Genomic DNA, 22,681 nt, shown 5'->3' on the forward strand with positions numbered 1-22,681 from the left:
TGTTCGTGCAATGTAGGGCGGTTAAACGTCTTTCGCTGGGGACGGCGCAGGCGCCGAAAATCCACTTGAGGTTTTGGAGAACGCGAAAGATGAAACTTAATCGCAGACATATTGCATTGGCCACATTGATCTCGACGAGCCTGTTCACGCAGACTTTTGCCGCTGATGATGCCAGGCTGAAAGCGATAACGGATGCAGCGATCAAGCCGGTGATGGAGAAGAACGGTATTCCGGGTCTGGCCGTTGGCATCAGTGTCGATGGCGAAAATCACGTCTTCACCTACGGTGTCATGTCCAAAAGTACGGGCCAGCCGGTTACCCCGCAGACGCTTTTCGAGCTGGGTTCCATCAGCAAGACATTTACGGTCACGCTCAGTACCTATGCGGAGACGCAGGGGAAACTGTCACTATCAGGCAAGGTCGAAGACTATCTTCCCTCCATGAAGGGCAAGCCGTTTGGCGATGTCACGCTGATGCATCTTGGCACCCACACCGCCGGCGGCTTTCCGTTGCAGGTGCCGGACAATGTCGAGACGGAGCCGCAGCTTTTGGCCTATCTCAAGGCCTGGAAGCCCGCATACAAGGCGGGAACGCACAGAACCTACGCCAATCCCAGCATCGGAATGCTCGGATACGTCACCGCAAAGGCCATGGGCCAAAGCTATGACAGCGCAATGCAGGACGTACTGTTTCCGGCGCTTGGATTGAAGAGCACCTTCACCGTGGTGCCCAAGGCAAAGATGGCCGATTATGCGCAGGGTTATAAGAGAACCGGCGAACCGGCCCGCATGACGCCAGCCATTCTCTCATCGGAGGCTTACGGGGTCAGATCGACGGCGACCGACATGATCCGTTTCGTCAATGCGAATATGGGGCTGGAAAAGCTGGACGGAAAACTCCAGCAGGCGATCGCCAACACTCATACGGGATATTTCAGCGTTGGCGCGATGACGCAGGATATGATTTGGGAGCAATATGCCCACCCGGTCGCGCTGAAAACACTGATCGAAACGAACTCCGGCGCCTTGCTCAAGACGGTGCCGGTATCGGAAATTTCGCCGCCGATGAAGCCGCGTGGCGATGTCTTCATCAACAAGACCGGCTCCACCAACGGTTTCGGCGCCTATGTGGCGTTCATACCGGAGCAAAAACTCGGTATCGTCATTCTGGCCAATAAAAACTATCCCAATGAGGATCGTGTTGCCGTGGCCTACGAGATTTTGAACGGACTCAAAAGCTTCGAATGATGTCAGTGCTGGCGTAAACGCGTACAGGACAAGGGTGGCATTTCGGTCGTAATTCATTTGCTCGCCTGCATTGTCATCCTTGCCTTGAAAGCATGCATTCCCGACCCTGAAAATCGGCGTATGCCCATATTTTGAGCGCTTGTAATCAAGGCTCAAAAATGGGCTTGACGTCTGCCGAAATTTCTCACCAAATGAACCAATGTTCGATTGGTTCACACAAATGGTGCGGCTTGGCGACAAACCCTAACGACAATTCAAACTACGCTCTGGCGAAGCTTCGCGAGTATATTCAGACGAAGAATCTCGCGAATGACGGCCGTCTGCCGACGGAGCGGGCATTTGCCGAGACCTTCAATGTCGGCCGTCGGTCAATCCGCCGTGCTCTGGAGGTTTTGGAGGCCGAGGGTCTTATCTGGCGTCGCCAGGGGGCCGGAACCTTTGTGGGTGAAAAGCCGGACGATTGGTCCACCCAGGTGACCGAAATGGTCGCCAGCACCGATATCATGGAAATCATGGAAGTCCGCCTGCGCATCGAACCGCAACTGGCGCAGCTTGCAGCCATGCGCGCCAAGCCCGCCGAGGTGGAGCGCATGCGCGCGCTCGTCAAGAAGACCGGCGAAAGCACGGATGCCGATGCCAAGGAATTGTGGGACGGCTCGCTCCACCGCCAGATAGCCCAGAGTGCTGGCAACAAGCTGTTCCTGTCGATCTTCGATGTCGTGAACCGTATTCGCCAGGACGATGCCTGGCAGTCGATACGCGAACTCGCCCGGCGCAGTGGCACGAATGGCAAGGCGTCTTTCGAACAGCATGTCGCCATCGTCGATGCCATTGCCGATCGCGATCCGGCGCGTGCCGGAGAGGCGATGCGCCAGCACCTTCTCATGCATCAGGAACGATTGATCCGCGCCACTTCGCTCGGCTTTCAGGAGGAGACGGCTGCGGAAGACCGTGCGGCGAAGAGCATCAACGAAGCCGACAATCCGCTTACTCCGGCCTCATAGGCCGCGGACGAAAATCCGCCGGTCCTTCGGGGCCGGCCAATGACAAAAGTCAAAGAAAACCAGACCAGAGGATCGAACATGAAGAAAATCTACACACTGACTGCGGCGCTGTTGGCAAGCGCGTTTCTGACCGCACCAGCCATGTCTTCCGAATTGCGCATCGGCCTCAACGATGACGCGGACGTGCTTGATCCCGCGCAATCGCGCACCTTCGTCGGCCGTATCGTCTACACCTCCATGTGCGACAAGCTGGTGGATATCTCGCAGGACATGAAGATCGTTCCCCAACTTGCCACCGAATGGGCTTGGTCCGAGGGTGGCAAGGTGCTGACGATGAAAATTCGCGACGGCGTGAAGTTCCACGACGGCGAGACGCTGGATGCGGCCGCCGTCGTTGCCACCATCGAGCGCAACATGACCCTTCCGGAATCCCGCCGCAAGAGCGAGTTGTCCTCGGTTGAAAAGGTTGAGGCCACCGCGCCGCTGGAAGTCAAGTTCACGCTGAAGACGCCCGATGTCACGCTGCTTGCCCAGCTTTCAGATCGCGCCGGCATGATCGTCGCGCCGAAGGCCGCCAAGGAACTGGGCGCGAATTTCGGCTCCAAGCCGGTTTGCGCCGGACCGTTCAAATTCGTCGAGCGCATTCAGCAGGACCGTATCGTCCTCGAGAAATTCGCGGATTATTGGGACAAGGACAAGATCAAGGTCGACAAGATCGTCTACCTGCCAATTCCCGATACAACTGTGAAGCTTGCAAACCTCCGCTCTGGCGATCTCGACATTGCCGAACGTATCTCGGCGTCCGATGCGGAATCCGTCAAGAATGACCCCAAATTGACCTATGCGGACGTGATCGGTCCGGGCTACATGGCCATGTATGTCAACATCAACAACGGCGCGCGCGCTGACAATCCGCTCGGCAAGGACAAGCGCCTGCGTCAGGCCTTCTCCTATGCGATTGACCGCGAAGCGATCGGCCAGATCGTGTTTGAGGGTACGTCCAAGGCCGGCAATCAGTCATTCCCGCCGACAAGCCCATGGTTCAACCAGAACCTGCCGGTGCCGCCCCGCGACATCGACAAGGCCAAGCAGCTGATGAAGGAGGCTGGCTACGAGAAGCTCGATATCGAACTTCAGCACGCCAACAACACCACGCAGACGCAGATGATGCAGGTGATCCAGTCCATGGTGGCGGAGGCTGGCTTCAACGTGACGCTGAAGGCCACCGAATTTGCGACGCTTCTTTCCGAACAGACCGCCGGCAACTATCAGCTCAGCCGTTCCGACTGGTCTGGTCGTATCGATCCCGATGGCAATCTTCACCAGTTCGTCACCTGCAAGGGCGGCATCAACGATGTGAAATATTGTAATCCTGAAGTCGACAAGCTGCTGAACGAAGCACGCGCCTCGACTGAAGATGCGGTCCGCAAGGAGAAATACGATGCGGCAAGCGTCATCCTAAACGACGACATGCCGATCATCTATCTCGGCCACCAGCCCTATGCCTATGCCATTTCCAAGAAGGTCAAGGGCTGGGAGCCTTCGCCTGATGGCATGATCCGCCTTCTCGGCGTCAGCAAGGACTAAGCGCTTCAAATCCGCCGCACGGCTTGCCGTGCGGCCCTCCAGAACGTGCACGAACGGGGGCAATGCCATGCCTGTCTATATCGGCAAGCGACTGCTGGTCGCGATCCCGACGCTTTTGATCATCTCCATCTTCGTCTTCTCGCTGCAGAAACTGTTGCCGGGTGATCCGGTTCTCGCCATGGCGGGTGAGGAGCGTGATCCGGCGACGATTGAATTCCTGCGGGAGAAGTATCGCCTGAACGACCCGGTGCCGCTCCAGTACATCAACTGGCTGGGCGGCGTGGTGACCGGCGATTTCGGTATTTCGCTGAGGACCAACCAGCCGGTGCTGGAACTGATCGGCCAGAAGCTGCCGGTCACCATCCAGCTGGCTGTGATGGCGATGTTCTTTGCGATGGTCATCGGTATTCCGATCGGCATTCTGGCCGCCGTCAAGAAAAACACATGGATCGACTACACCGCCAATATCGTGGCGCTTTCCGGCCTGTCGATCCCGAATTTCTGGCTCGGTATCATGCTGATCCTGCTGGTTTCAGTGAAGCTCGGCTGGCTGCCGGCATCCGGATATGAATCGATATTCGTCGACCCCGTTCGCTCCATCGAGACGATGATCATGCCCGCCTTCGTGCTCGGCAATGCGCTTGCGGCAACGTTGATGCGCCACACGCGTTCGGCAATGGTCGCGGTTTTGAGTTCAGACTATATCCGCACCGCCCGCGCCAAGGGGCTTTCGCCGCGCGAGATCATCCTGTCGCACAGTTTTCGCAACGCGCTTCTGCCCGTCATCACGCTGTTGGCACTGCTTTTCGGTGAGTTGCTGGCCGGTGCGGTTCTGACGGAGCAGATATTCACCATTCCCGGCTTCGGCAAGATGACCGTCGATGCGGTCTTCACCCGCGATTACGCCGTCGTCCAGGGCATCGTGCTCTGCACCGCGGTCGGCTTCATCCTCATGAACCTGCTGGCGGACATTGCCTATGTCCTGCTTAACCCTCGCCTCAGGGCGACGATCTGAGGCCTGATATCATGACCGCTCTCGATCAAAACCTGTCCGTACCGGTGCCGCGGCAGGAAAGCCGCGCCTGGAAGAAAATGAAGCGCAACAAATCGGCGCTCGCCGGTCTGATTATCGTGCTTTTCTTCACGGTACTTGCCGTTGCAGCACCGATCCTGCCGATTGCTGACCCTATTGCGACCAGCTGGTCGGCCATCCGCAAGGCGCCGTCCGCCGCCCACTGGCTCGGCACCGACGATCTTGGCCGTGATATCCTTTCGCGCATGATTTATGGCGCGCGCGCCTCGCTGATGGCGGGTGTTGTCTCCGTCATGATTGCGGTGGTCATCGGCGTGCCCTTCGGATTGATCGCCGGTTATTTCGGTGGCTGGGTGGATATGGTCATATCGCGCATCACCGAAGCGCTGCTGGCTATGCCGTTCCTCATCATGGCTATTGCCCTTGCGGCCTTCCTTGGCCCGAGCCTTACCAATGCGATGATCGCCATCGGGCTTTCCGCCATGCCGATTTTCGTTCGGTTGACCCGTGGTCAGGTGCTAGCGGTCAAGATGGAAGATTATGTCGAGGGGGCAAGGTCGATTGGCCTCAACCACTTCGACATCATGACACGATACATCCTGCCAAATGTCTTTGCTCCCATCATCGTGCAGGCGACCTTGACGGTTGCGACGGCCATCATTGCGGAAGCGAGCCTGTCCTTCCTCGGCCTTGGCCAGCAGGCACCGGCGCCGTCGTGGGGTTCCATGCTGAACACCGCGAAGAACTTTCTGAGCCAGGCGCCGTGGATGACGATGTGGCCCGGCATTGCAATTTTCCTCGTCGTCATAGGCTTCAATCTCCTGGGCGATGGCCTGCGTGATGCGCTCGATCCGCGCGAAGCATGATTTCTCATAAGGAACTGACTGAATGACCGAATTTACCACACGCCCCGAGATCCTTGGCACATTCGGCGTCGTCACCTCGACGCACTGGATCGCATCGGCCGTGGGCATGGCAATCCTCGAAAAGGGAGGTAACGCCTTCGACGCAGCGGTTGCCACCGGCTTCGTGCTGCAGATCGTCGAACCGCATCTCTGTGGCCCCGGCGGCGACATGCCTGCCGTCTTTTATTCAAAGAAGAAGGACAAGGTCGAAGTCATCTGCGCGCAGGGGCCTGCTCCGAGTGGCGCCACCATCGAGCACTATACCTCGGAGGGGCTTAAGCTGATCCCCGGCGATGGTCTGCTTGCAACCGTCATTCCCGGAGCCTTCGATGGCTGGATGTTGATGCTGCGCGACTACGGCACGATGAGCGTGCGCGAGGTGCTGGAACCAGCCATCTATTATGCCGAATACGGACATCCGACTCTGCCGCGCGTTTCCGCCACCATCAAGGGGCTGGCGGAATTCTTCGAGAAGGAATGGCCGACATCCTACGAGACCTGGCTGCCGGGTGGTGCCGCACCCGAGCCGCACGCCCTTTTCAGGAATCCTGTACTTGCGGAAACCTACAAGCGGATCGTCACTGAATCCGAAGCGCGTTCGGGTCGCGAAAACCAGATTGAAGCCGCACGCGACGCTTTCTATCGGGGTTTCGTTGCGGAAGCCATCGACACTTACGTCAAGACCGCTGAAGTCATGGATGCAAGCGGCACCAAGCACAAGGGCGTGCTGACGGCGCAGGATATGGCGGACTGGAGCGCGACCATCGAAGCGCCGCAGACGCTTGATTATCATGACTGGACGATTGCAAAGACGCCTGCCTGGGGGCAGGGACCGGTTTTGTTGCAGTCGCTCGCCCTGTTGAAAGGCTTCGATCTTGCGGCCATGGACCCGTCCGGCCCCGATTTCATCCACACCATCGTTGAGGCCATGAAGCTCGCCTTTGCCGACCGTGAGGTCTATTACGGCGATCCTGATTTCGGCCAGATTCCGACGGAATATCTTCTCTCTGAAGGCTACAATGCCGGGCGTCGTAAACTGATCGGCACCGAGGCATCGCTCGATCTGCGTCCCGGCATCGTGCCGGGTTACGAGAAGCAGGTGGACGCCACCATGGCCATGCTCGCCGAAATGAGCGGCAAGGGCACCGTCTACGAGCCCACCATGTCGCATCTTACCGAAAAACGCGGCGATACCGTGCATATCGATGTCATAGACCGCTGGGGCAACATGGTCTCAACCACGCCGTCCGGCGGCTGGCTGCAATCATCGCCAATTGTTCCGGCATTGGGCTTTGCGCTCAATTCCCGCGCCCAGATGTTCTGGTTGAAGGAAGGCCTGCCGACCTCGCTCGCACCTGGAAAACGCCCGCGGACCACGTTGACACCCTCGCTCGCGCTGCATCAGGGACGCCCCTCCATGGTGTTCGGTACTCCGGGCGGCGATCAGCAGGATCAGTGGCAGCTGCCCTTCTTCCTGCGTTATGCACATCACGGCAAGAACCTGCAGGCGGCCATCGACATGCCGCTGTTCCATACCTCGCATTTTCCGGGCTCGTTTTATCCGCGCACCAGTTCGCCGGGCGAGATCATGGTGGAAAGCACCGTGGGTGATATCACGCTGCAGGAGCTTCGCCGCCGCGGACACAAGGTCACCGTTGCCGATGCGTGGTCGGTGGGGCGCCTGACTGCCGCAAAGCGGGATGCCGATGGCCTGCTGCGGGCCGCCGCAACCCCGCGCCTGATGCAGGCCTATGCTGTGGGACGATGACATCATGAATACGACACCTGTTCTCTCCGTTAGAAACCTGACCACTTCTTTTCTCGTCGATGATGCTTGGAAGAGCGTCGTACGTAACGTCTCCTTCGATGTCGCTCCGGGCGAAACCGTCGCGATTGTCGGCGAGTCCGGTTCGGGAAAGTCCGTCACCTCGCTGTCCATCATGCGCCTGCTTAGCCCCGCTTTCAGCCGGATTGAGGGTGAAGTTCTCTTGAACGGGCGCAATCTTCTGGCGCTTTCCGAGAAGGAAATGCGGGGTGTGCGGGGCAACGACGTCTCGATGATATTTCAGGAGCCTATGACGTCGCTCAATCCCATCTTCACGATCGGCCGCCAGATTTCCGAGGTCCTCATCCGGCACAAGGGCTTTTCGAAGCAGCAGGCAATGGCGGAGACGGTCCGGCTTCTCGAAAAGGTTCGTATTCCCAACGCGGCCGGTCGCTTTGACGAGTATCCGCATCAGTTTTCCGGTGGTATGCGCCAGCGCGTGATGATCGCAATGGCGCTCGCTTCCCGGCCGAAACTGCTGATCGCCGATGAACCGACGACCGCGCTCGACGTCACCATTCAGGGCCAGATTCTCGATCTGATCAAACTGCTTCAGGAAGAGGAGGGCATGTCGGTCCTCTTCATTACTCATGATATGGGCGTCGTGGCGGAGATCGCAGACCGCACCATTGTGATGTTCCGGGGCGATGAGGTCGAGACCGGACCAACCGGGGATATATTCCAGCGCGGCAAGCATCCCTATACGCGGGCGCTGCTTTCGGCGGTGCCGAAGCTCGGCTCGATGCGCGACCGGCAGTGGCCGACGCGCTTTCCGGTCCTCGACATGAAAACCGGCCTGTCGACCGAGCCGGTAGAAGTGGCCGAAACGGTTGCGAGCGGACAGACACCTGTCCTGTCGGTCAAGAACCTCGTGACGCGGTTTCCCATCCGCTCCGGCCTTTTGGCCCGGCAGACGGGTGCGGTTCACGCGGTCGAAAACGTCTCCTTCGATCTGTTTCAGGGGGAGACGCTTGCACTGGTCGGCGAGTCCGGTTGCGGAAAGTCGACGACCGGCCGCTCGATCATGCGTCTTGTCGAACCGACGGCCGGCGAGGTTTCGCTCGATGGTTACGATGTGATGCGGCTCGATACCATTGGCCTGCGCAATATGCGTAAGTCCGTACAGATGATCTTTCAGGATCCGTTCTCGTCGCTCAATCCGCGCATGACGGTGGGTACGGCGATTTCCGAACCCTTCATCAAGCACAAACTGGGCACCACGAAGCAGGCGAAGGAAAAGACTGCCGATCTCCTCGAAAAGGTTGGTCTAACCGCCGACATGGCGAGCCGCTATCCTCACGAATTTTCCGGCGGCCAGCGCCAGCGCATCGCGATTGCCCGTGCGCTTGCCCTCGATCCGAAGGTCATTGTTGCCGACGAAAGCGTGTCAGCTCTTGATGTTTCGATCAAGGCGCAGGTCTGCAACCTGCTCCTCGACCTGCAACAGAGCCTCGATCTCGCCTTCCTCTTCATCTCCCACGATATGGCGGTGGTGGAGCGCGTCAGCCATCGCGTCGCGGTGATGTATCTCGGCGAGATTGTGGAGATCGGCCCGCGCGCTGCTGTTTTCGACAATCCGCAACATGCCTACACGAAGAAACTCATGGCGGCAGTGCCGGTACCCGATCCGGCGCGACGCGGAATAAAGCGCGGCATATCCAACGATGAACTGAAAAGCCCGATACGGCCGATGGGATTTCAAACGCCGACGCGAAACTATAAAACCGTTTCCCCGGGCCATCTGGTTCAGGTTGTTTAAGGCAATTCTGGCATTCCGGGTTGAAAAACCGTGAAGTTTCGCACCGCTATCCGCTATTCTGAGCGGAATATTTTTTACAGCCTCGCTCAACGCGCGTCGTCAAAAGTGGTTCCCATATGAATCGAAAATAAAACGTTCGATTCAATGCGCCGCATATTCTAGTTTGCGCGCGAATGAGGTGCATGCCGGGAATTTACAACTGTGATTAGTTTTTCGCCTTTTGCTCAGCGAAGCCTGTTTATGCTCGCTGTAGGTGTTGCAATATTGACCGGAATGGTCGCCACTTCGCTGTGGCTGGTGCAGGTGAACAACCGGTACTCGCAAGAAACAGCCGAGTTGCGCCGCGTGCGGGCTGCCATTCTCGATATCCTGACGTCGATGCAGGACATTGAAACGGGGCAGAGGGGTTATCTGCTGACCAACAACATCGAGTATCTGAGCCCATATCAGGAGGCCTTGAGCCTGTTGCCGCAGAGGCAGTCCAGACTTCTCGAAGTGCTGAAGGACCAGAAGCAATACGAGCAGGATCTGACGGATCTCGGTAATGCCGTCGCCAACAAGCTGGCTGAAACCCAGGAAACCATCGATCTGCAAAAGGCAGGACGCATCACCGAGGCAGTCGAAGTCGTCCGTGAGAATGACGGCAAACGGTTCATGAACGAAATCAGGGCGATCTTGTCGAAGCTGCAATCGCAGACCGACGATCGGCTCCGCATCATCGTCGGAGACCAACTTGGCGCCGCCAATACATTGCAATGGGTAACGCTCGGCGGCACGCTGGCGATCCTGCTTGTTGTCGGCGGTTCAATCTTTCTGGTCTTCACATATATCCGTGCGTTGAACCGGTCTCGGGAAGATGTTGACGAGCTAAATCGCCATCTGGAAGAGCGGGTTGAGGAAAGAACCCGTGATCTTCGCAGCGCCAATCAGGAAATTCAGCGCTTCGCCTATATCGTCACGCATGATTTGCGTGCGCCGCTCGTCAATATCATGGGGTTCCTCTCCGAATTCGATACGTCCCTGAAGCCGGTCACCGCCTATGTGCTCGCAGACGGCAAAATGCCTTCCGACGACGTGGTTCGGGATGCCAGACTGGCTGTCGAGGAGGATCTTCCCGAGGCGATCAGTTTCATCCGCTCTTCGACACGCAAGATGGACCAGCTGATCAATGCGATCTTGAAGATATCGCGCGATGGTCAGCGAAAGCTGCAACCGGAAAAAGTCGACATAGAGACATTGCTGTCATCGCTCTCCGAGACGGTTCGTCACCAGATCAATGCCAATGGCGGCGAGATCAGTGTCGAGACATCAAAGCTGACAGTCGTGACGGATCGTATCTCTCTCGACCAAATCCTTGGCAATCTTTTCGACAATGCGGTGAAATACCAGATGCCGGGACGACCGCTGCGATTGACTGCCCGTGCTTATCCGTCCGGGCGGGGTGCCATCAGCATCGAAGTCAGCGACAACGGGCGTGGCATTGGCGAGCATGATCTGGAACGGGTGTTCGAACTCTTTCGCCGCGCCGGTGATCAGGATCAACCGGGGGAAGGCATCGGCCTTGCCCATGTTCGGTCGCTAATAAGAAGTTTAGGAGGAGACATTAAGGTGAGTTCCGAACTTGGCAAAGGCAGTACATTTACATTGCTGTTGCCGAGCGATCTCAGAAAAGTGACGAAAGAAGGCGAAAAATGAAGGCAACCGGTCAAGAGGTAACGATCATTATGATCGAGGATGACGAAGGTCATGCTCGGCTGATCGAGAAGAACGTACGTCGCGCAGGTGTGAATAACGAGATCATGCCCTTTACGCTCGGTGCAAAGGCACTCGACTACATCCTCGGTGAAAACCGCGATGGCGTTGTCAGCAAAGATCGATATCTTCTCGTTTTGCTCGATCTTAACCTCCCTGATATGTCGGGTATCCGAATTCTCGAGGAGATCAAGAGTAACGAATATACGCGCCGTTTGCCGGTGGTCGTTTTGACGACGACGGATGACGAAACCGAGATTCAGAAATGTTATGACCTTGGTGCAAATGTCTATATAACCAAGCCGGTCGACTACGAAGGCTTTGCGAGTGCGATAAAGAACCTCGGCCTGTTCTTCTCCGTAATTCAAGTACCTTGAAGGCATGATGGCATTGCGCGTTTTGTATGTTGATGATGATCCGGCTCTGGCGCGGCTTTCCAGCCGGATTCTTGGTCGTCACGGAATGGAGGTGGTCCATGCCGCATCCGTGGCGTCCGGGCTCAAGATGTTTCAAGACGAGCAGTTCGATATCGTCGTTCTGGACCATTACTTCCAGACATCGACGGGAATGGAGTTCCTTGCCGCGATTCAGTCCTTGCCGGGGCGGGTTCCCGTTCTTTATGTAACGGGATCGAACGAAGCCCAGATCGCGATCGACGCCCTCAAGGCGGGTGCCGCCGACTACGTCATAAAGAATGTCGGTGACGACTTTTTCCCGCTGTTGCTTACGGCTATCGATCAGTCGCTGGAAAACCATCGTCTGCGTCAGACGAAGGAGGAATCCGACCGGTTGCTGGTAAAGGCCAAGGAACATGCGGAAATGATGGTGAAGGAGATGAACCATCGGGTCGCCAACAGCCTCTCGCTGGTATCCGCCATGATTCGCCTGCAGATAAACACCATCAAGTCTGAGGAAGCCGAAGTCGCCTTGCTGGAAACCCAAAGCAGGATTTCGGCGATCGCCGGCGTTCACCGCAGCCTTTACAATACCGACAATATAGGTCTGGTATCGCTCAATTCGTACCTGACGTCGATCATCGATGGGTTGTTTCAGGCGGTTCCCGGATCTTCGTCCATTACCGTCGAAACATCGCTTTGTGACATCAGCCTCAAGGCAGACCATGCCGTAGCTCTGGGTGTCATCATCACCGAGCTGCTGACCAACGCGCTGAAATACGCTTATCCAGATCAATCCGGCACGGTTCGCGTCGAACTTTCGGAAGAAAATAGGCAATTTGTTCTCGTTGTCGAAGACGATGGTGTGGGTTCAAAGCCCGACGCATCTCCGCGTGGTACTGGCCTCGGAACAAAGCTGATTATGGCAATGGCTCAGAACATTGGTGCTCGCGTCGAGCAAACGCATACGCACCCGGAACAGGCCAAGGGAACGCGTTACACGATGACCTGGAGCGAGACGTAAACGCCGATAGCTTCGGTTTTTAAATATAATTCTAATTTAGTGATTTAATACAATTGGCGCCGCGCTTGGGCAGCTGGAACGTAAGCTTGCCTGGGAGTTGACAGGCATGCAACAGCTCAAGGCCCGGCGTCTGTATATACCGGGATGGTCAGGAAGCCGTCTGATGCGAATTGGCTTCAGGCACCTGTTCTGACGATGCCGTCAAAACCATCATCGTGCACGGGCACGCTTGGCAAGAAGAGCGGATGTCGCAGAAATGCGATCAGACTGTTCCTTTGCAAGACGTGCTTCCCGCAGCCGCAAGGTCTTGGCGTCGCGGGATTGCGTGATCGAATCAAGCTCGTCGAGCGCTTTATCCTTTGCGAAGAACGGCGTCTGGATGTTGCTGAAGGCAACCTCGGCCTTCTGGCGCGAGATACTGTATTTTTCTGTCATGGGTGTTCCGGTGGTAAGGCTCGGCATGCGAGCGGAAAACAAAAGGCCAGGCAATTTGCCTGGCCTTGATTGGTTCGGGGTGCTTCCGGCAGTGCCAGTACATCCGTGGTCAAAGGGAAGCAAAACCCGTTAGGCAGCCTGCAGATTGCAGGCCGACATTTTGCCGGACTTGTTGTCGCGTTCCAGGTCGAAGCCGATCTTCTGGCCTTCGACGAGTTCGCGCATACCAGCCCGCTCAACGGCGGAGATATGAACGAAGGCATCTGTGCCGCCGTTGTCAGGCTGAATGAAGCCGAAGCCTTTAGTGGAATTAAACCATTTAACTGTGCCAGTGGTCATGATGAACCCTTTCATAGCGATAGAGGACCCACAGCACTGAGAAGCGCTGCGAACATTGATAGCGATTTTGAAAGGAAAGGTTCGTTCAGAACGCGGTGCCAATCGCGCAACAAGCAAAGCTAAGCAAGCAAATTCGATGGTTCGTTATAGCGTGCTTGCACGGTTGCGTCAACTATTAGTTTTTCTAATTTTCGCGTCTCGACAAAAAGTTGTGCTTGGCCATCCCTTTTACTCGCTCTGCATTGTTTTTAGCGGGAAGGTCTTCACGCAGTATCGCCGTGCGGGCGGATCCCGCACAGGCGTTTTGCCGGACTTTTTTATTGGAGCTCATGCCGCGGTTCAAGGTCTCCCGCTTCTGACACGAGACGTAGGCCGATATCGATCCTGTTTCCCAACAGTGACATTGATCGCTCCTGAACAGGAAAGCTGACAGGTACGGTATCGAGACAATGGTATGTTGTAGGCCCCCGCAAATAGCTGCAGGGGCCATGCGACATCAGATGAGGTCGCGTTTGTAGCGCTCATCCCACTTCCGGGTTTTGACGAGGCTGCCATTTTCGAGTGCCGAAAGTTCTCCGGTCAGGTAGAAATTTTCCCTGTCGGAGCGCATCTCGGTGCGGCTCTCGATCTTGATGCGCCACCCATCCCGGCCAATTTCATATGTCTGGGTGAGGACGTATTTCGCGGAGAGGGGATCTCCGTCGCGAATGGTCAATTCACGCCGCAGACTATGGCTGAGTTCGGTGCCGATGTCGTCAAACCGCAACACGCCCTCGCCGAACAAGCCGCCCACGCCTTCCGTGACATAGGTGTTGATACCCGTCTCATGGTCCTGTTCGGTCCAGCGGCGGACCGTGCCTGGATCGACCTGCGTCATGGGTGTCGATGGGCCGTGGGCAGGGGCCTCGAAACGCACAGGCTTGTCGTCACCGGTGGCACGCACGGGCAGGTCAAGCGCGCTTTCTGCAACGGAAACGCTGATCGTCGCATCGTAAGGCGATGTCCATACCATCGGCCAGTAGGCCGTGGCGATGGCGAGTTGCAGCCGGTGCCCTTTGGCAAAACGATAACCGCAATCATTGAGCTTGATTACGACATCGTAAAATTTGCCGGGTTCCAACGCTTCCGGATTTTCGTGGCTATCGCGGTGGGTCAGGTTGAAAACCTGATAACTGACACGTGTGACACGGCCATCCGGCAGGACGTCGTTGAGGCGCAGTGAAATCTGCGCGACTGGGCAATCTGCGGCAATGCGCAGACGCGCTACCGGCGCACCGAGAATATCGAAATCCTCTTCCATCAAGGCGGTTTCGAAAACGAGCGCGCCACCGTTGTCGAGCCGCTGATCGGTTGGATGTTCGCCGGGGCATCCGGTCGCCATCCATTCCCCGCCCGCCTTGCCGTGGCTTTGCGGCGAACGAATGCTGAGAATTGCCGGTTCGCTTGCCGTATCGCGCAGTTCCTTCGCTGCACCGGGGTAAAGCGAGCGGGTTGCAATTTCGGGCGAAGGCCATGTTGCTTCGCCCACCCAGCGGCCTTGCGTCGTCGTCCGCGTACCGGTCGGTTCGATCGTGTCGCTGACGAAGGCGCGCAGCATCGGCTCGTCCATGACGCCGGTTTCCTTGCCTTTCAGCCAATGGTCCCACCAGCGCGTTGCTTCCTGCAGGAAGCCAATTGCGGGACCGGGAACACCATCTTGGGGGTAGATATGGCCCCACGGACCGATGATGCCGCGACGCGGGACCTGAAGGTTCTCCAGAAGCCGCGGGACGGCATTGGTATAGCTGTCCGCCCATGCGCCGATGGCAAGGACCGGGCATTCAATTGCGCTCCAGTCTTCGCAGACCGAGCCGTGTTTCCAGTAATCGTCGTAACGTTGGTGTTCCAGCCAGAGTGCGGGAAAGAAGGGGAGCTTCTCCAGGCGCTCGATCCAGCTGTCGCGCCACGTGTCGCCGACGATCTCCGGATCGAGCGGACGGCTCTGATAAGCAAGCATGATGGTGCCCCACCACAGATTGTCGTTCAGCAGCAGGCCGCCCATGTAGTGAATGTCGTCGGTATAACGGTTGTCGGTCGAATAGGCGGTGATGACGGCTTTCAGTGCCGGCGGACGGCGGGCGGCGACCTGCAGGCCGTTGAAGCCGCCCCAGCTCTTGCCCATCATGCCGACATTGCCGCTGCACCACGGCTGGCGGGAAATCCAGTCGATCACCTCGAGTGCGTCGTCCTGTTCCTGCTTCAGATATTCGTCTGCCATGTGGCCATCGGATTCGCCTGTGCCACGCATGTCCACGCGAATTGCGGCATATCCCTGGCTGGCAAAATAGCCGTGCATCGGCTCGTCGCGCCCGCGGGTTCCGTCTCGCTTGCGATAGGGAATATACTCGAGAATGGCGGGAACCGGCGATTGTTCCGCGCCCTCCGGCAGCCAAAGGCGAGCACCAAGGCGTACGCCATCGCTCATGGGAATCCAGATATGTTCTTCAACACGTATTGTCATTTGGGGTATTCCAGTCGGGTCATTTGAAGCGGGCATCGCTTTGCCGGGAGACAACAATGAAAGAATGCGAGGCGACACCCATCAAAGAGTGAACCGCCCCGCAGATCATGCGGCGGGGAGGCCACGTTTTGCCAGCACGCCATCCAGCCAGTCGCGCCGCAGTTCGGGGACCGAGGTGATGAGCTGTTCTGTATAGGGTTGGTAAGGAGGTGCAAAAACCTCCTTGGTCGTGCCGGTTTCGACAATGCGGCCATGCTGCATCACCATCGTCCTGTCGGCGAGCCGGCGAACGACGCCGAGGTCATGGGTGATGAACAGATAGGAGACGCCCAGTTCATCCTGCAACGAGCGCAACAGTCTGAGAATTTCTTCCGCCACGAGAGGATCAAGTGCCGATGTCACCTCGTCGCAGATGATAAGGTCGGGTCTTGCGGCAAGTGCGCGTGCGATACACACGCGCTGCTTCTGCCCCCCGGAAAGCGCTTTTGGCAGGCGCTCTGCAAACTCCCGGGGCAGACCGATCAGGTCCAGCAACCGGTTCACCTCGGAGGCGCGCTCATCTTCATTCATTCCGAAATAGAACGACATGGGACGGCCAATGATCTCGCCGACGGTGTGGCGTGGATTGAGCGCCACATCCGGAAGCTGGTAGACGAGCTGGATGCGGCGAAGATCTTCGCGCGAACGCCTGGAGTACTTGTCCGCAAGCCGGTGTCCAGCCAGCGAAATGACTCCGGAGGATTGCGGCGGCAACCCGGCAATAACCCTGGCCAAAGTGGATTTTCCCGAACCGGATTCACCCACGACTGCCAGTGTTTCGCCCTTTCGGATTTCGCAGTGAACGTTGTCCAGCACCTTCTTGCGACCGTAGTAGGCGGTGACGTCACGCGCTTCCAGCAGGATTTCACCACCCCTGTTCTGGACGGATTCGCCGGACATGCTGGCTTGGCGTTCGGAAACAAGGCGGCGCGTATAGTCTTCCTGCGGGTGCTCGAGAATATCCTCGGCAGAACCGGCTTCTACCTTTTTGCCATGGCGCAAGACCATGATGCTGTCAGCAATCTGCGCGACGACGGCAAGGTCATGCGTGATGTAGAGGGCGGCGGTATTGTAGCGCTGGATGAGGCTGCGGAGCAGGGCCAGAACCTCTATCTGCGTGGTGACATCGAGTGCCGTTGTGGGTTCGTCCAGCACGAGTATGTCAGGGCGGCATGACATCGCCATGGCCACCATCGCGCGCTGTAACTGCCCACCGGAGACCTGATGCGGGTAACGGTTGCCGAAATTCTGATAATCGGGAAGTTGCAGCGCTTGCAGCAGTTCCAGCATCCAGGCTTCGGCTTCCCGCCGGTTCATGACGCCGTGGTAAAGCGGCCCCTCGATAATCTGTTCGCCAATCTTCATGGCAGGGTTGAACGCCGCAGCTGCACTTTGCGCCACATAAGCGATGCGCGCACCGCGCGCCGCCTCACGACCGGCGCGATCCACCGTCATCAGCGAAACGCCATTCACGACGATTTCTCCACCAACGATTCGGCAACCGTTTCGGCCATATCCCATGGCGGCAAGCCCGATGGTGGATTTACCGGCGCCGGATTCACCGATCAGCCCTTTGACCTCACCGCGCTTGAGATCCAGATCGATACCATCAACCAGAATTGCTCCATTCGGTGCAGCAACTTTCAGGCCGCGAATTTGCAAGACCTCATTGTTACTCATCGGTCTGCTCCCTGAATTGCGCTGCGGCCAGCCAGCAGCCAGTCCACGACGAGATTGACGCCGATGGTGAGAACGGCGATGGCAGCGGCCGGATAAAGCGGTGCGTAGAGGCCATAAAGAATGGCCTGCTGGTTGTCCTTCACCATGCCGCCCCAGTCTGCGAAAGGCGGCTGAACGCCAAGCCCGAGAAAGGACAGACCGGCCACGAACAGAAAGGTGAAGCAGAAACGCAAGCCGAATTCCGCAATGAGCGGCGGCAGGGCATTGGGCAGTATCTCCCTGAACACCAGCCAGATCAGGCCTTCTCCGCGCAGGCGCGCGGTCTCGGCATATTCCAGCACATTCACGCCCTGGGCGACAATGCGCGCCAGACGGAAGACGCGGGTGGAATCCAGAAGCGCAATGGTCACTATCAGCACGGGGATGGACGAGCCTAGCGCCTGCAGCACGACAAGAGCCGAGATCAGCACTGGAATACACATGACAGTGTCGACGATGCGCGAGAGAACCATATCGAGCCAGCCGCCGAAGATAGCCGCGATGAAACCAAGCGTGATGCCGATTGTGAAGGAGAGCAGGGACGCCGCCAGCGAAACGCCGATGGAGATTTGCGCACCGGCCAAAAGGCGCGACAGCATATCGCGTCCGTTCTGATCAAGGCCAAACCAGTGCATTGCCGAAGGCGGATCGAAAGGCGAACCGACGATCTCCTCCTGCCCGAAAGGCGCGATATGCGGACCGGCTGCGAACAGGACGATGTTGACCGAAATGATGAAAAGACCGACCCATGCGGTTGGGGTGATGGTGCGGAGCATTTTCATCGGGGATGCCTCAGGCGCGGGTTAAGCGCAATTGCCGACACATCGGCAATGATGTTTAGAATGACGTAGGTTGCGCCGAAAACGAGGGCTGCCGCCTGTACCAGTGGAAGGTCCCGCTTCGAAACGGCATCGACCATGAAACGGCCAAGGCCGTTATAGTTGAACACGGCCTCTACCAGCACCACACCGGTGATGAGATAGGCGATGTTGAACGATACGACGTTGACGATCGGGGCCGCGGCGTTGGGAAGCGCGTGGCGAAGAACCACGCGTTTGGTCCGCAATCCCTTGAGATAGGCTGTTTCGACATAGGCCTGATCCATCACCGCAAGAACGGCGGTACGGGTCATGCGCAGCATCTGCGCCACAGTCACCAGAACCAGCGTCAGAGCAGGAAGCGTGGTGGCTTTCAGCCAATCCGCAAAGCCCATGCCCGGATAGGTGTCGGCTAGGCTCGGCAAAAGATTGTACTGCACGGACACGAAAAGGATCAGCAACAGGCCCAGAAAATACTCCGGAAGGGAAACAAAGCCCAGCGCAACGATGTTGACAGCCCGATCGAACAGGCTGCCGCGCCAGATGGCACTGAACAGACCCAGAAGTACGGCAACCGGAACGGACACGACGGCGGCATACAGCGCCAGCGCCATGGTGTTCCAGAACCGCGGCCATAGGAGAGCTGCGACAGGCTGGTGGTTTGCCAGCGAATTTCCAAGGTCGCCGGTTACGAAACCGCCGAGCCAGGAAAGATAACGTTGCAGAAGGGGCTGCTCCAGACCGAGATCGGCGCGCAGCACGGCGAGAGATTCAGGCGTCGCATTCTGTCCGAGTATTGCCGACGCCACATCTCCGGGAAGAAGCTGAGTGCCGGCGAAAATAAGCGCCGACACCAGCAGAAGCGTCAAAATACCCAAAGCAATGCGCTTCAGGATAAGCTTAGTCATTATGCGTCCAACCAGACCTTTTCAGCGAGACGGGCACCCATGAAGTTGAACATCGGATGCGTGGTCACGCCCTTCAGTTTCTTGGATGTCGCATCCAGATAATCTCCGAACATCGGGATCATGGCGCCGCCCTCATTGGAGATGAGCGCCTGAAGCTCGGCATAGATTTCCTTGCGCTTCGCATCATCGAGAAGTGCACGCGCCTCGATGAGTTTCCTGTCGAAGTTTTCGTTCTTCCAGTGCGTATCATTTTGCGCCGAGGTGGACTGGTAAGCGATGGTCAGCATCTGGTCTGCTGTTGGGCGTCCGCCCCAGTATGACATGCAGAATGGAGCTTTCATCCAGACGTTGTCCCAGTAGCCATCGGCGGGTTCGCGCTTGATAGAAACATCGATGCCGCCCTTGGCCGCACTCGTGCGGAAAATCGCCGCTGCGTCCACAGCGCCGGAGAAGGCGGCGTCGGAAGCGGAAATCTCTACCTTGAGCGTATCGAGGCCAGCCTGCTTCAGATAAAACTTCGCCTTCTCGGGGTCGTAGGGCCGCTGCGCCAGATCTGCGGCATAAAAGCGGTCAGAACTCGGGATCGGATGATCGTTTCCGATGCGGCCGTAGCCACGCAGCGCGGTTTTCAAAAGCTGCTCGCGGTCGATGGCGTGCTTGATGGCAAGGCGGATATTGTTGTCCTTGTATGGCGCCTGCGTGCAATCCATCAGGAATGTGAAGTGCTGGCCGCCAGCCGATTGGACGATATTAAGGTTGGGGTTACGGCGCAGCAGGTCTACTGTCTTGAAGTCAAGTTGGTTGATCGCATGGACCTGACCCGACATCATGGCATTGGTGCGTGCGGCGATATCGTTGATGACGATGACTTCCACGGCGTCAACGTGAGCGGCATTCGGCTTCCAGTAATTCGGATTACGTGTAAAGCGCGAACGAACGCCCGGATCGTAGCTTTCGAACACGAATGGCCCGGTGCCGACAGGTTTGCTGAAATCCGTCCAGCCTTCGGGCACAACGAGGAAATGGTAGTCGGACAAGATGTAAGGAAGGTCGGCATTGCCGCTTTCGAGGACGATTTTGACCTCGGTGTCGGAAAGCTTGTCGACGCTCTTAAGCGCAGACGCAACCGAGCGTGCTGCAGAGGTGGTTTCGCCACGGTGCAGGTTGATGGAGTAGATGACGTCTTCCACCGTCAGGGTCTTGCCGTTGTGGAAGGTGACACCCTGCCGCAGCTTGAAGACCCACTCCACGGCGCCGGGCTGCGCTTCCCAGCTTTCGAACAATTCAGGCGCAGCGTGATTGCTGGCATCGATCTCGACAAGGCCGTTCATGATCATGAAGGCCTGATTGACCGGCACCCAGTCCTTCAGGATGCGGGGATCGAGGTTATCCGTGGTGCTGCCGCCGCCGATACCCAATTTCAAAACGCCACCCTTCTTCGGTGTGTCCGCGCCTTGCGCACTGGCGTCTGTGATGAAACCGGCAGAAAGCGCCGCGAGGCTGGCCGCGCCGGCAAGAAAATGCCGCCGGTCGAGCGAGAAGGAAAAGGGGGAGGATGTCATGTTTGGGTTCCCTGTTTTTTATCGGGGCCGGACGAGGCGCGGCTGGCAGTGGCGTATCGTACTCGACGGTTCGGCACTAGATACCGATGCGCGCAGGGGGGTATGATTTTTGCGCATGGGGTCATGAAATCTGAGCGCATCCGGTTATCTGCGAAGCGGAGTAAAGGGATGCGCCGGAGCGGGTCCGGTGTAGCAGGCGCTCGCCGGGCGGGCGTGTTTATGGAGTGGATACAAATGGGGCTAGCGGATCTTGTCGGCCTTGCAGGAGCGTTTTTTTATCTGTTCGCCTATGCCCTGTTGCAGCTAAGACTTCTGACGATAGAAGACTGGCGCTACACTCTCTTAAATGTTCTGGGTGGCGTATTTCTGATCTACTCGCTGATATGGAATTTCAACCTCGGCTCGCTGATTTCACAGGTCGCCTGGCTGCTGTTCACCATCATCGGCTACGCGCGGTTCCTCCTGGACCGGCGCCGCAAGACACCTCCTGCGCAGGCATGACGGGTTTCAGCGCGCGGTTTTATGGTTGTCTGCAATCAGCCAATCGGACACCTCGCGCACAATTTTACGCTGGTGGCGATCTGCCGGTCGCATCAGGTAAAATTTGCCTTCCGAGCGCATGGCATGGGAGTGCACAGGAACGAGCGCTCCGCTGTCCAGTTGGTCGCGGATGAGCCAGGTCCACCCAAGCGTTGCACCAAGCCCCTGCGATGCCGCCGCGACGCAGAGGCCATAGTCTCCGAGTTTCCACTGGATTGCATCCTGTGGCGGCAACAGGTGTGACGAGCGCCACCAGTCGCTCCAATCCTGCCATTCCCGCATCGAATCTTCGATGGAGATCAAAACCGGTGCCCTCTGCTCCATAAGATTGGTCATGCCGCGGGCAGAAACGGGGACGACCTCCTCCTGGCCGAGTTCCGATAGCCAGACGCCAATCGGTCTTTCCTTGCGATAGAAAATAGCCAGGTCGAATTCATCCAGACGCAGATGTGCCACATCGTCAGTTACCCGCACCCGCAATTCGATGCCGGGAATATCGCGTTTCAGTTTCTGCAGGCGAGGCATGAACCATTGATCCGCAATCCCGCGAGAGCAGGCGATGGTGATTTGGCTGGCGCCGGTCCACGAGCGGACGCCGTCCGTGACACTTGCGATATCGAGGATCAGCCGCGATATATCGATCGAGTAGTTTTCGCCGATGGTCGTCAGTCGCACGCCTGTCGGCACGCGCTCGAAAAGCTTGGAGCCAATGAACGCTTCCAGCTTGCCGATCTGCCGGCTGACGGCGCTCTGCGTCAGGCCCAGCTCGTTGCCCGCGCGGGAGAAGCTGCCCAAACGGGACGCTGCCTCAAAAACAACAAGCGCCTCCAGCGGCGGCAATCTAAAAGACGGTTGCATTCAGGTTCCCAAAAACAGAGTTTGCGATCCGATACACCGCCGCCGCAAACTCTTCAATTTTTTTGGGATTCCATGCTGCGCTGAGGCTTTGCCACTAGCGCCTTTCTGTTACCCAAGATTAGGGCTGACGGTCCGGCATTATCAGCCAGAACAATTGCACGAGGTCGCGCCAGGTTCGAGCCAGATCCTCGGCCGTCGATGTCAGCTCCCTGTAAATATAGATGCCCGCAAGCGCAAGAACGGCTGCAAGCGTTAGAACGGCCAACAGCACCCAAGGACAGATGAGGCGTTTGCTCTTTGGCTTTGGTTCGGGCTTTGTGTCCAGATTGGGGTTCAATCACCGTCTCCTCATTCGCTTGAGGACTATGACGAAAACCGCGGGACTGCAACCGGAGGGGATACACCGCGCCCCTTCAACCCACTGGCACATAA

At 57.6% G+C, this 22,681-nt stretch carries 20 protein-coding genes and 1 pseudogene; 12 read left to right on the forward strand and 9 right to left on the reverse strand.

The features are described from left to right. Positions 1 to 89: 89 nt before the first annotated feature. The 10 genes from ampC (at position 90) to ACQZ63_RS10735 (ending at position 12,531) form a co-directional block, all read left to right on the forward strand. A complete protein-coding gene (gene ampC / locus ACQZ63_RS10690) occupies positions 90 to 1,247 on the forward strand; it encodes a class C beta-lactamase (protein WP_025595999.1) in 1,158 nt (385 codons plus the stop codon). A gap of 191 nt (positions 1,248 to 1,438) precedes the next feature. Further along, a complete protein-coding gene (locus tag ACQZ63_RS10695; protein ID WP_065705354.1) occupies positions 1,439 to 2,251 on the forward strand; it encodes a FadR/GntR family transcriptional regulator in 813 nt (270 codons plus the stop codon). Positions 2,252 to 2,329: 78 nt separating this feature from the next. Further along, positions 2,330 to 3,838 carry an ABC transporter substrate-binding protein gene (locus ACQZ63_RS10700; protein WP_112751746.1) on the forward strand — a complete coding sequence of 503 codons (1,509 nt, stop codon included), beginning with the start codon at positions 2,330 to 2,332 and terminating at the stop codon, positions 3,836 to 3,838. 67 nt (positions 3,839 to 3,905) lie between these two features. After that, the gene (locus tag ACQZ63_RS10705) at positions 3,906 to 4,853 is read left to right on the forward strand and encodes an ABC transporter permease (protein ID WP_003499573.1); all 948 of its coding nucleotides are present in this window, start codon (positions 3,906 to 3,908) and stop codon (positions 4,851 to 4,853) included. Between the two features lie 11 nt (positions 4,854 to 4,864). After that, entirely contained in the window at positions 4,865 to 5,737 is an 873-nt protein-coding gene (locus ACQZ63_RS10710; protein WP_013761355.1) for an ABC transporter permease, read from the forward strand. A 22-nt stretch (positions 5,738 to 5,759) separates the two neighbouring features. Beyond that, positions 5,760 to 7,544: a gamma-glutamyltransferase family protein gene (locus ACQZ63_RS10715; protein ID WP_448799131.1), complete on the forward strand. Its 1,785-nt coding sequence runs from the start codon at positions 5,760 to 5,762 to the stop codon at positions 7,542 to 7,544. Between the two features lie 4 nt (positions 7,545 to 7,548). Continuing rightward, positions 7,549 to 9,360 carry an ABC transporter ATP-binding protein gene (locus ACQZ63_RS10720; RefSeq protein WP_448799132.1) on the forward strand — a complete coding sequence of 604 codons (1,812 nt, stop codon included), beginning with the start codon at positions 7,549 to 7,551 and terminating at the stop codon, positions 9,358 to 9,360. A gap of 240 nt (positions 9,361 to 9,600) precedes the next feature. Beyond that, positions 9,601 to 11,055: a sensor histidine kinase gene (locus ACQZ63_RS10725; protein WP_038493699.1), complete on the forward strand. Its 1,455-nt coding sequence runs from the start codon at positions 9,601 to 9,603 to the stop codon at positions 11,053 to 11,055. Beyond that, positions 11,052 to 11,489 carry a response regulator gene (locus ACQZ63_RS10730; protein WP_003517744.1) on the forward strand — a complete coding sequence of 146 codons (438 nt, stop codon included), beginning with the start codon at positions 11,052 to 11,054 and terminating at the stop codon, positions 11,487 to 11,489. The genes ACQZ63_RS10725 and ACQZ63_RS10730 overlap by 4 nt, the downstream gene beginning before the upstream one ends. Before the next feature lie 4 nt (positions 11,490 to 11,493). Beyond that, entirely contained in the window at positions 11,494 to 12,531 is a 1,038-nt protein-coding gene (locus tag ACQZ63_RS10735; protein WP_038493696.1) for a sensor histidine kinase, read from the forward strand. Positions 12,532 to 12,741: 210 nt separating this feature from the next. On the opposite strand, the gene ACQZ63_RS10740 is transcribed toward ACQZ63_RS10735, so the two are convergent. Next, the gene (locus tag ACQZ63_RS10740) at positions 12,742 to 12,966 is read right to left on the reverse strand and encodes a hypothetical protein (RefSeq protein WP_003517740.1); all 225 of its coding nucleotides are present in this window, start codon (positions 12,964 to 12,966) and stop codon (positions 12,742 to 12,744) included. Positions 12,967 to 13,095: 129 nt separating this feature from the next. Continuing rightward, positions 13,096 to 13,305: a cold-shock protein gene (locus ACQZ63_RS10745; RefSeq protein WP_003517737.1), complete on the reverse strand. Its 210-nt coding sequence runs from the start codon at positions 13,303 to 13,305 to the stop codon at positions 13,096 to 13,098. Positions 13,306 to 13,529: 224 nt separating this feature from the next. On the opposite strand from ACQZ63_RS10745, the pseudogene ACQZ63_RS10750 reads away from it, so the two are divergent. Further along, positions 13,530 to 13,735: pseudogene (locus ACQZ63_RS10750) on the forward strand (type II toxin-antitoxin system VapC family toxin); the annotation flags it as partial. Positions 13,736 to 13,801: 66 nt separating this feature from the next. Here ACQZ63_RS10750 and ACQZ63_RS10755 read toward each other — a convergent pair. The 5 genes from ACQZ63_RS10755 to ACQZ63_RS10775 form a co-directional block, all read right to left on the reverse strand. After that, positions 13,802 to 15,805 (reverse strand): CocE/NonD family hydrolase, encoded by a 2,004-nt coding sequence (locus ACQZ63_RS10755; RefSeq protein ID WP_448799133.1) that lies wholly within the window; start codon positions 15,803 to 15,805, stop codon positions 13,802 to 13,804. A gap of 105 nt (positions 15,806 to 15,910) precedes the next feature. Further along, on the reverse strand, positions 15,911 to 17,524 hold the full coding sequence (locus tag ACQZ63_RS10760; RefSeq protein WP_038493687.1) for an ABC transporter ATP-binding protein: 1,614 nt from the start codon (positions 17,522 to 17,524) through the stop codon (positions 15,911 to 15,913). Next, positions 17,521 to 18,345 carry an ABC transporter permease gene (locus tag ACQZ63_RS10765; protein WP_019566413.1) on the reverse strand — a complete coding sequence of 275 codons (825 nt, stop codon included), beginning with the start codon at positions 18,343 to 18,345 and terminating at the stop codon, positions 17,521 to 17,523. Before ACQZ63_RS10765 ends, ACQZ63_RS10760 begins: the two co-directional genes overlap by 4 nt. Further along, positions 18,342 to 19,289: an ABC transporter permease gene (locus ACQZ63_RS10770; protein WP_003517729.1), complete on the reverse strand. Its 948-nt coding sequence runs from the start codon at positions 19,287 to 19,289 to the stop codon at positions 18,342 to 18,344. The genes ACQZ63_RS10765 and ACQZ63_RS10770 overlap by 4 nt, the downstream gene beginning before the upstream one ends. Beyond that, positions 19,289 to 20,851 carry an ABC transporter substrate-binding protein gene (locus tag ACQZ63_RS10775; protein WP_113556245.1) on the reverse strand — a complete coding sequence of 521 codons (1,563 nt, stop codon included), beginning with the start codon at positions 20,849 to 20,851 and terminating at the stop codon, positions 19,289 to 19,291. Before ACQZ63_RS10775 ends, ACQZ63_RS10770 begins: the two co-directional genes overlap by 1 nt. Positions 20,852 to 20,974: 123 nt before the next feature. Here ACQZ63_RS10775 and ACQZ63_RS10780 point away from each other — a divergent pair, with 123 nt between their 5' ends. Beyond that, positions 20,975 to 21,352: a CBU_0592 family membrane protein gene (locus tag ACQZ63_RS10780; RefSeq protein ID WP_272448189.1), complete on the forward strand. Its 378-nt coding sequence runs from the start codon at positions 20,975 to 20,977 to the stop codon at positions 21,350 to 21,352. 6 nt (positions 21,353 to 21,358) lie between these two features. Here ACQZ63_RS10780 and ACQZ63_RS10785 read toward each other — a convergent pair whose 3' ends face one another. Together ACQZ63_RS10785 and ACQZ63_RS10790 are read right to left on the reverse strand one after the other, a co-directional pair. Beyond that, positions 21,359 to 22,249, reverse strand: a complete 891-nt coding sequence (locus ACQZ63_RS10785) for a LysR substrate-binding domain-containing protein (RefSeq protein ID WP_013761341.1) — start codon at positions 22,247 to 22,249, stop codon at positions 21,359 to 21,361. 118 nt (positions 22,250 to 22,367) lie between these two features. After that, positions 22,368 to 22,586 carry a hypothetical protein gene (locus ACQZ63_RS10790; RefSeq protein ID WP_448799134.1) on the reverse strand — a complete coding sequence of 73 codons (219 nt, stop codon included), beginning with the start codon at positions 22,584 to 22,586 and terminating at the stop codon, positions 22,368 to 22,370. Positions 22,587 to 22,681 lie beyond the last annotated feature (95 nt).

The sequence above is a fragment of the Agrobacterium sp. CG160-95 genome (assembly GCF_053521725.1).

What these genes read in the sequence shown, in the direction of transcription:
- ACQZ63_RS10785 (WP_013761341.1), bottom strand. Translation starts at nt 22,249, where the DNA reads ATGCAACCGTCTTTTAGATTGCCGCCGCTGGAGGCGCTTGTTGTTTTT.
- ACQZ63_RS10715 (WP_448799131.1), top strand. Translation starts at nt 5,760, where the DNA reads ATGACCGAATTTACCACACGCCCCGAGATCCTTGGCACATTCGGCGTC.
- ACQZ63_RS10705 (WP_003499573.1), top strand. Translation starts at nt 3,906, where the DNA reads ATGCCTGTCTATATCGGCAAGCGACTGCTGGTCGCGATCCCGACGCTT.
- ACQZ63_RS10770 (WP_003517729.1), bottom strand. Translation starts at nt 19,289, where the DNA reads ATGACTAAGCTTATCCTGAAGCGCATTGCTTTGGGTATTTTGACGCTT.
- ACQZ63_RS10730 (WP_003517744.1), top strand. Translation starts at nt 11,052, where the DNA reads ATGAAGGCAACCGGTCAAGAGGTAACGATCATTATGATCGAGGATGAC.
- ACQZ63_RS10755 (WP_448799133.1), bottom strand. Translation starts at nt 15,805, where the DNA reads ATGACAATACGTGTTGAAGAACATATCTGGATTCCCATGAGCGATGGC.
- ACQZ63_RS10710 (WP_013761355.1), top strand. Translation starts at nt 4,865, where the DNA reads ATGACCGCTCTCGATCAAAACCTGTCCGTACCGGTGCCGCGGCAGGAA.
- ACQZ63_RS10760 (WP_038493687.1), bottom strand. Translation starts at nt 17,524, where the DNA reads ATGAGTAACAATGAGGTCTTGCAAATTCGCGGCCTGAAAGTTGCTGCA.
- ACQZ63_RS10725 (WP_038493699.1), top strand. Translation starts at nt 9,601, where the DNA reads ATGCTCGCTGTAGGTGTTGCAATATTGACCGGAATGGTCGCCACTTCG.
- ACQZ63_RS10700 (WP_112751746.1), top strand. Translation starts at nt 2,330, where the DNA reads ATGAAGAAAATCTACACACTGACTGCGGCGCTGTTGGCAAGCGCGTTT.
- ACQZ63_RS10720 (WP_448799132.1), top strand. Translation starts at nt 7,549, where the DNA reads ATGAATACGACACCTGTTCTCTCCGTTAGAAACCTGACCACTTCTTTT.
- ACQZ63_RS10695 (WP_065705354.1), top strand. Translation starts at nt 1,439, where the DNA reads ATGAACCAATGTTCGATTGGTTCACACAAATGGTGCGGCTTGGCGACA.
- ACQZ63_RS10780 (WP_272448189.1), top strand. Translation starts at nt 20,975, where the DNA reads ATGAAATCTGAGCGCATCCGGTTATCTGCGAAGCGGAGTAAAGGGATG.
- ACQZ63_RS10745 (WP_003517737.1), bottom strand. Translation starts at nt 13,305, where the DNA reads ATGACCACTGGCACAGTTAAATGGTTTAATTCCACTAAAGGCTTCGGC.
- ACQZ63_RS10765 (WP_019566413.1), bottom strand. Translation starts at nt 18,345, where the DNA reads ATGAAAATGCTCCGCACCATCACCCCAACCGCATGGGTCGGTCTTTTC.
- ACQZ63_RS10775 (WP_113556245.1), bottom strand. Translation starts at nt 20,851, where the DNA reads ATGACATCCTCCCCCTTTTCCTTCTCGCTCGACCGGCGGCATTTTCTT.
- ACQZ63_RS10740 (WP_003517740.1), bottom strand. Translation starts at nt 12,966, where the DNA reads ATGACAGAAAAATACAGTATCTCGCGCCAGAAGGCCGAGGTTGCCTTC.
- ACQZ63_RS10735 (WP_038493696.1), top strand. Translation starts at nt 11,494, where the DNA reads ATGATGGCATTGCGCGTTTTGTATGTTGATGATGATCCGGCTCTGGCG.
- ampC (WP_025595999.1), top strand. Translation starts at nt 90, where the DNA reads ATGAAACTTAATCGCAGACATATTGCATTGGCCACATTGATCTCGACG.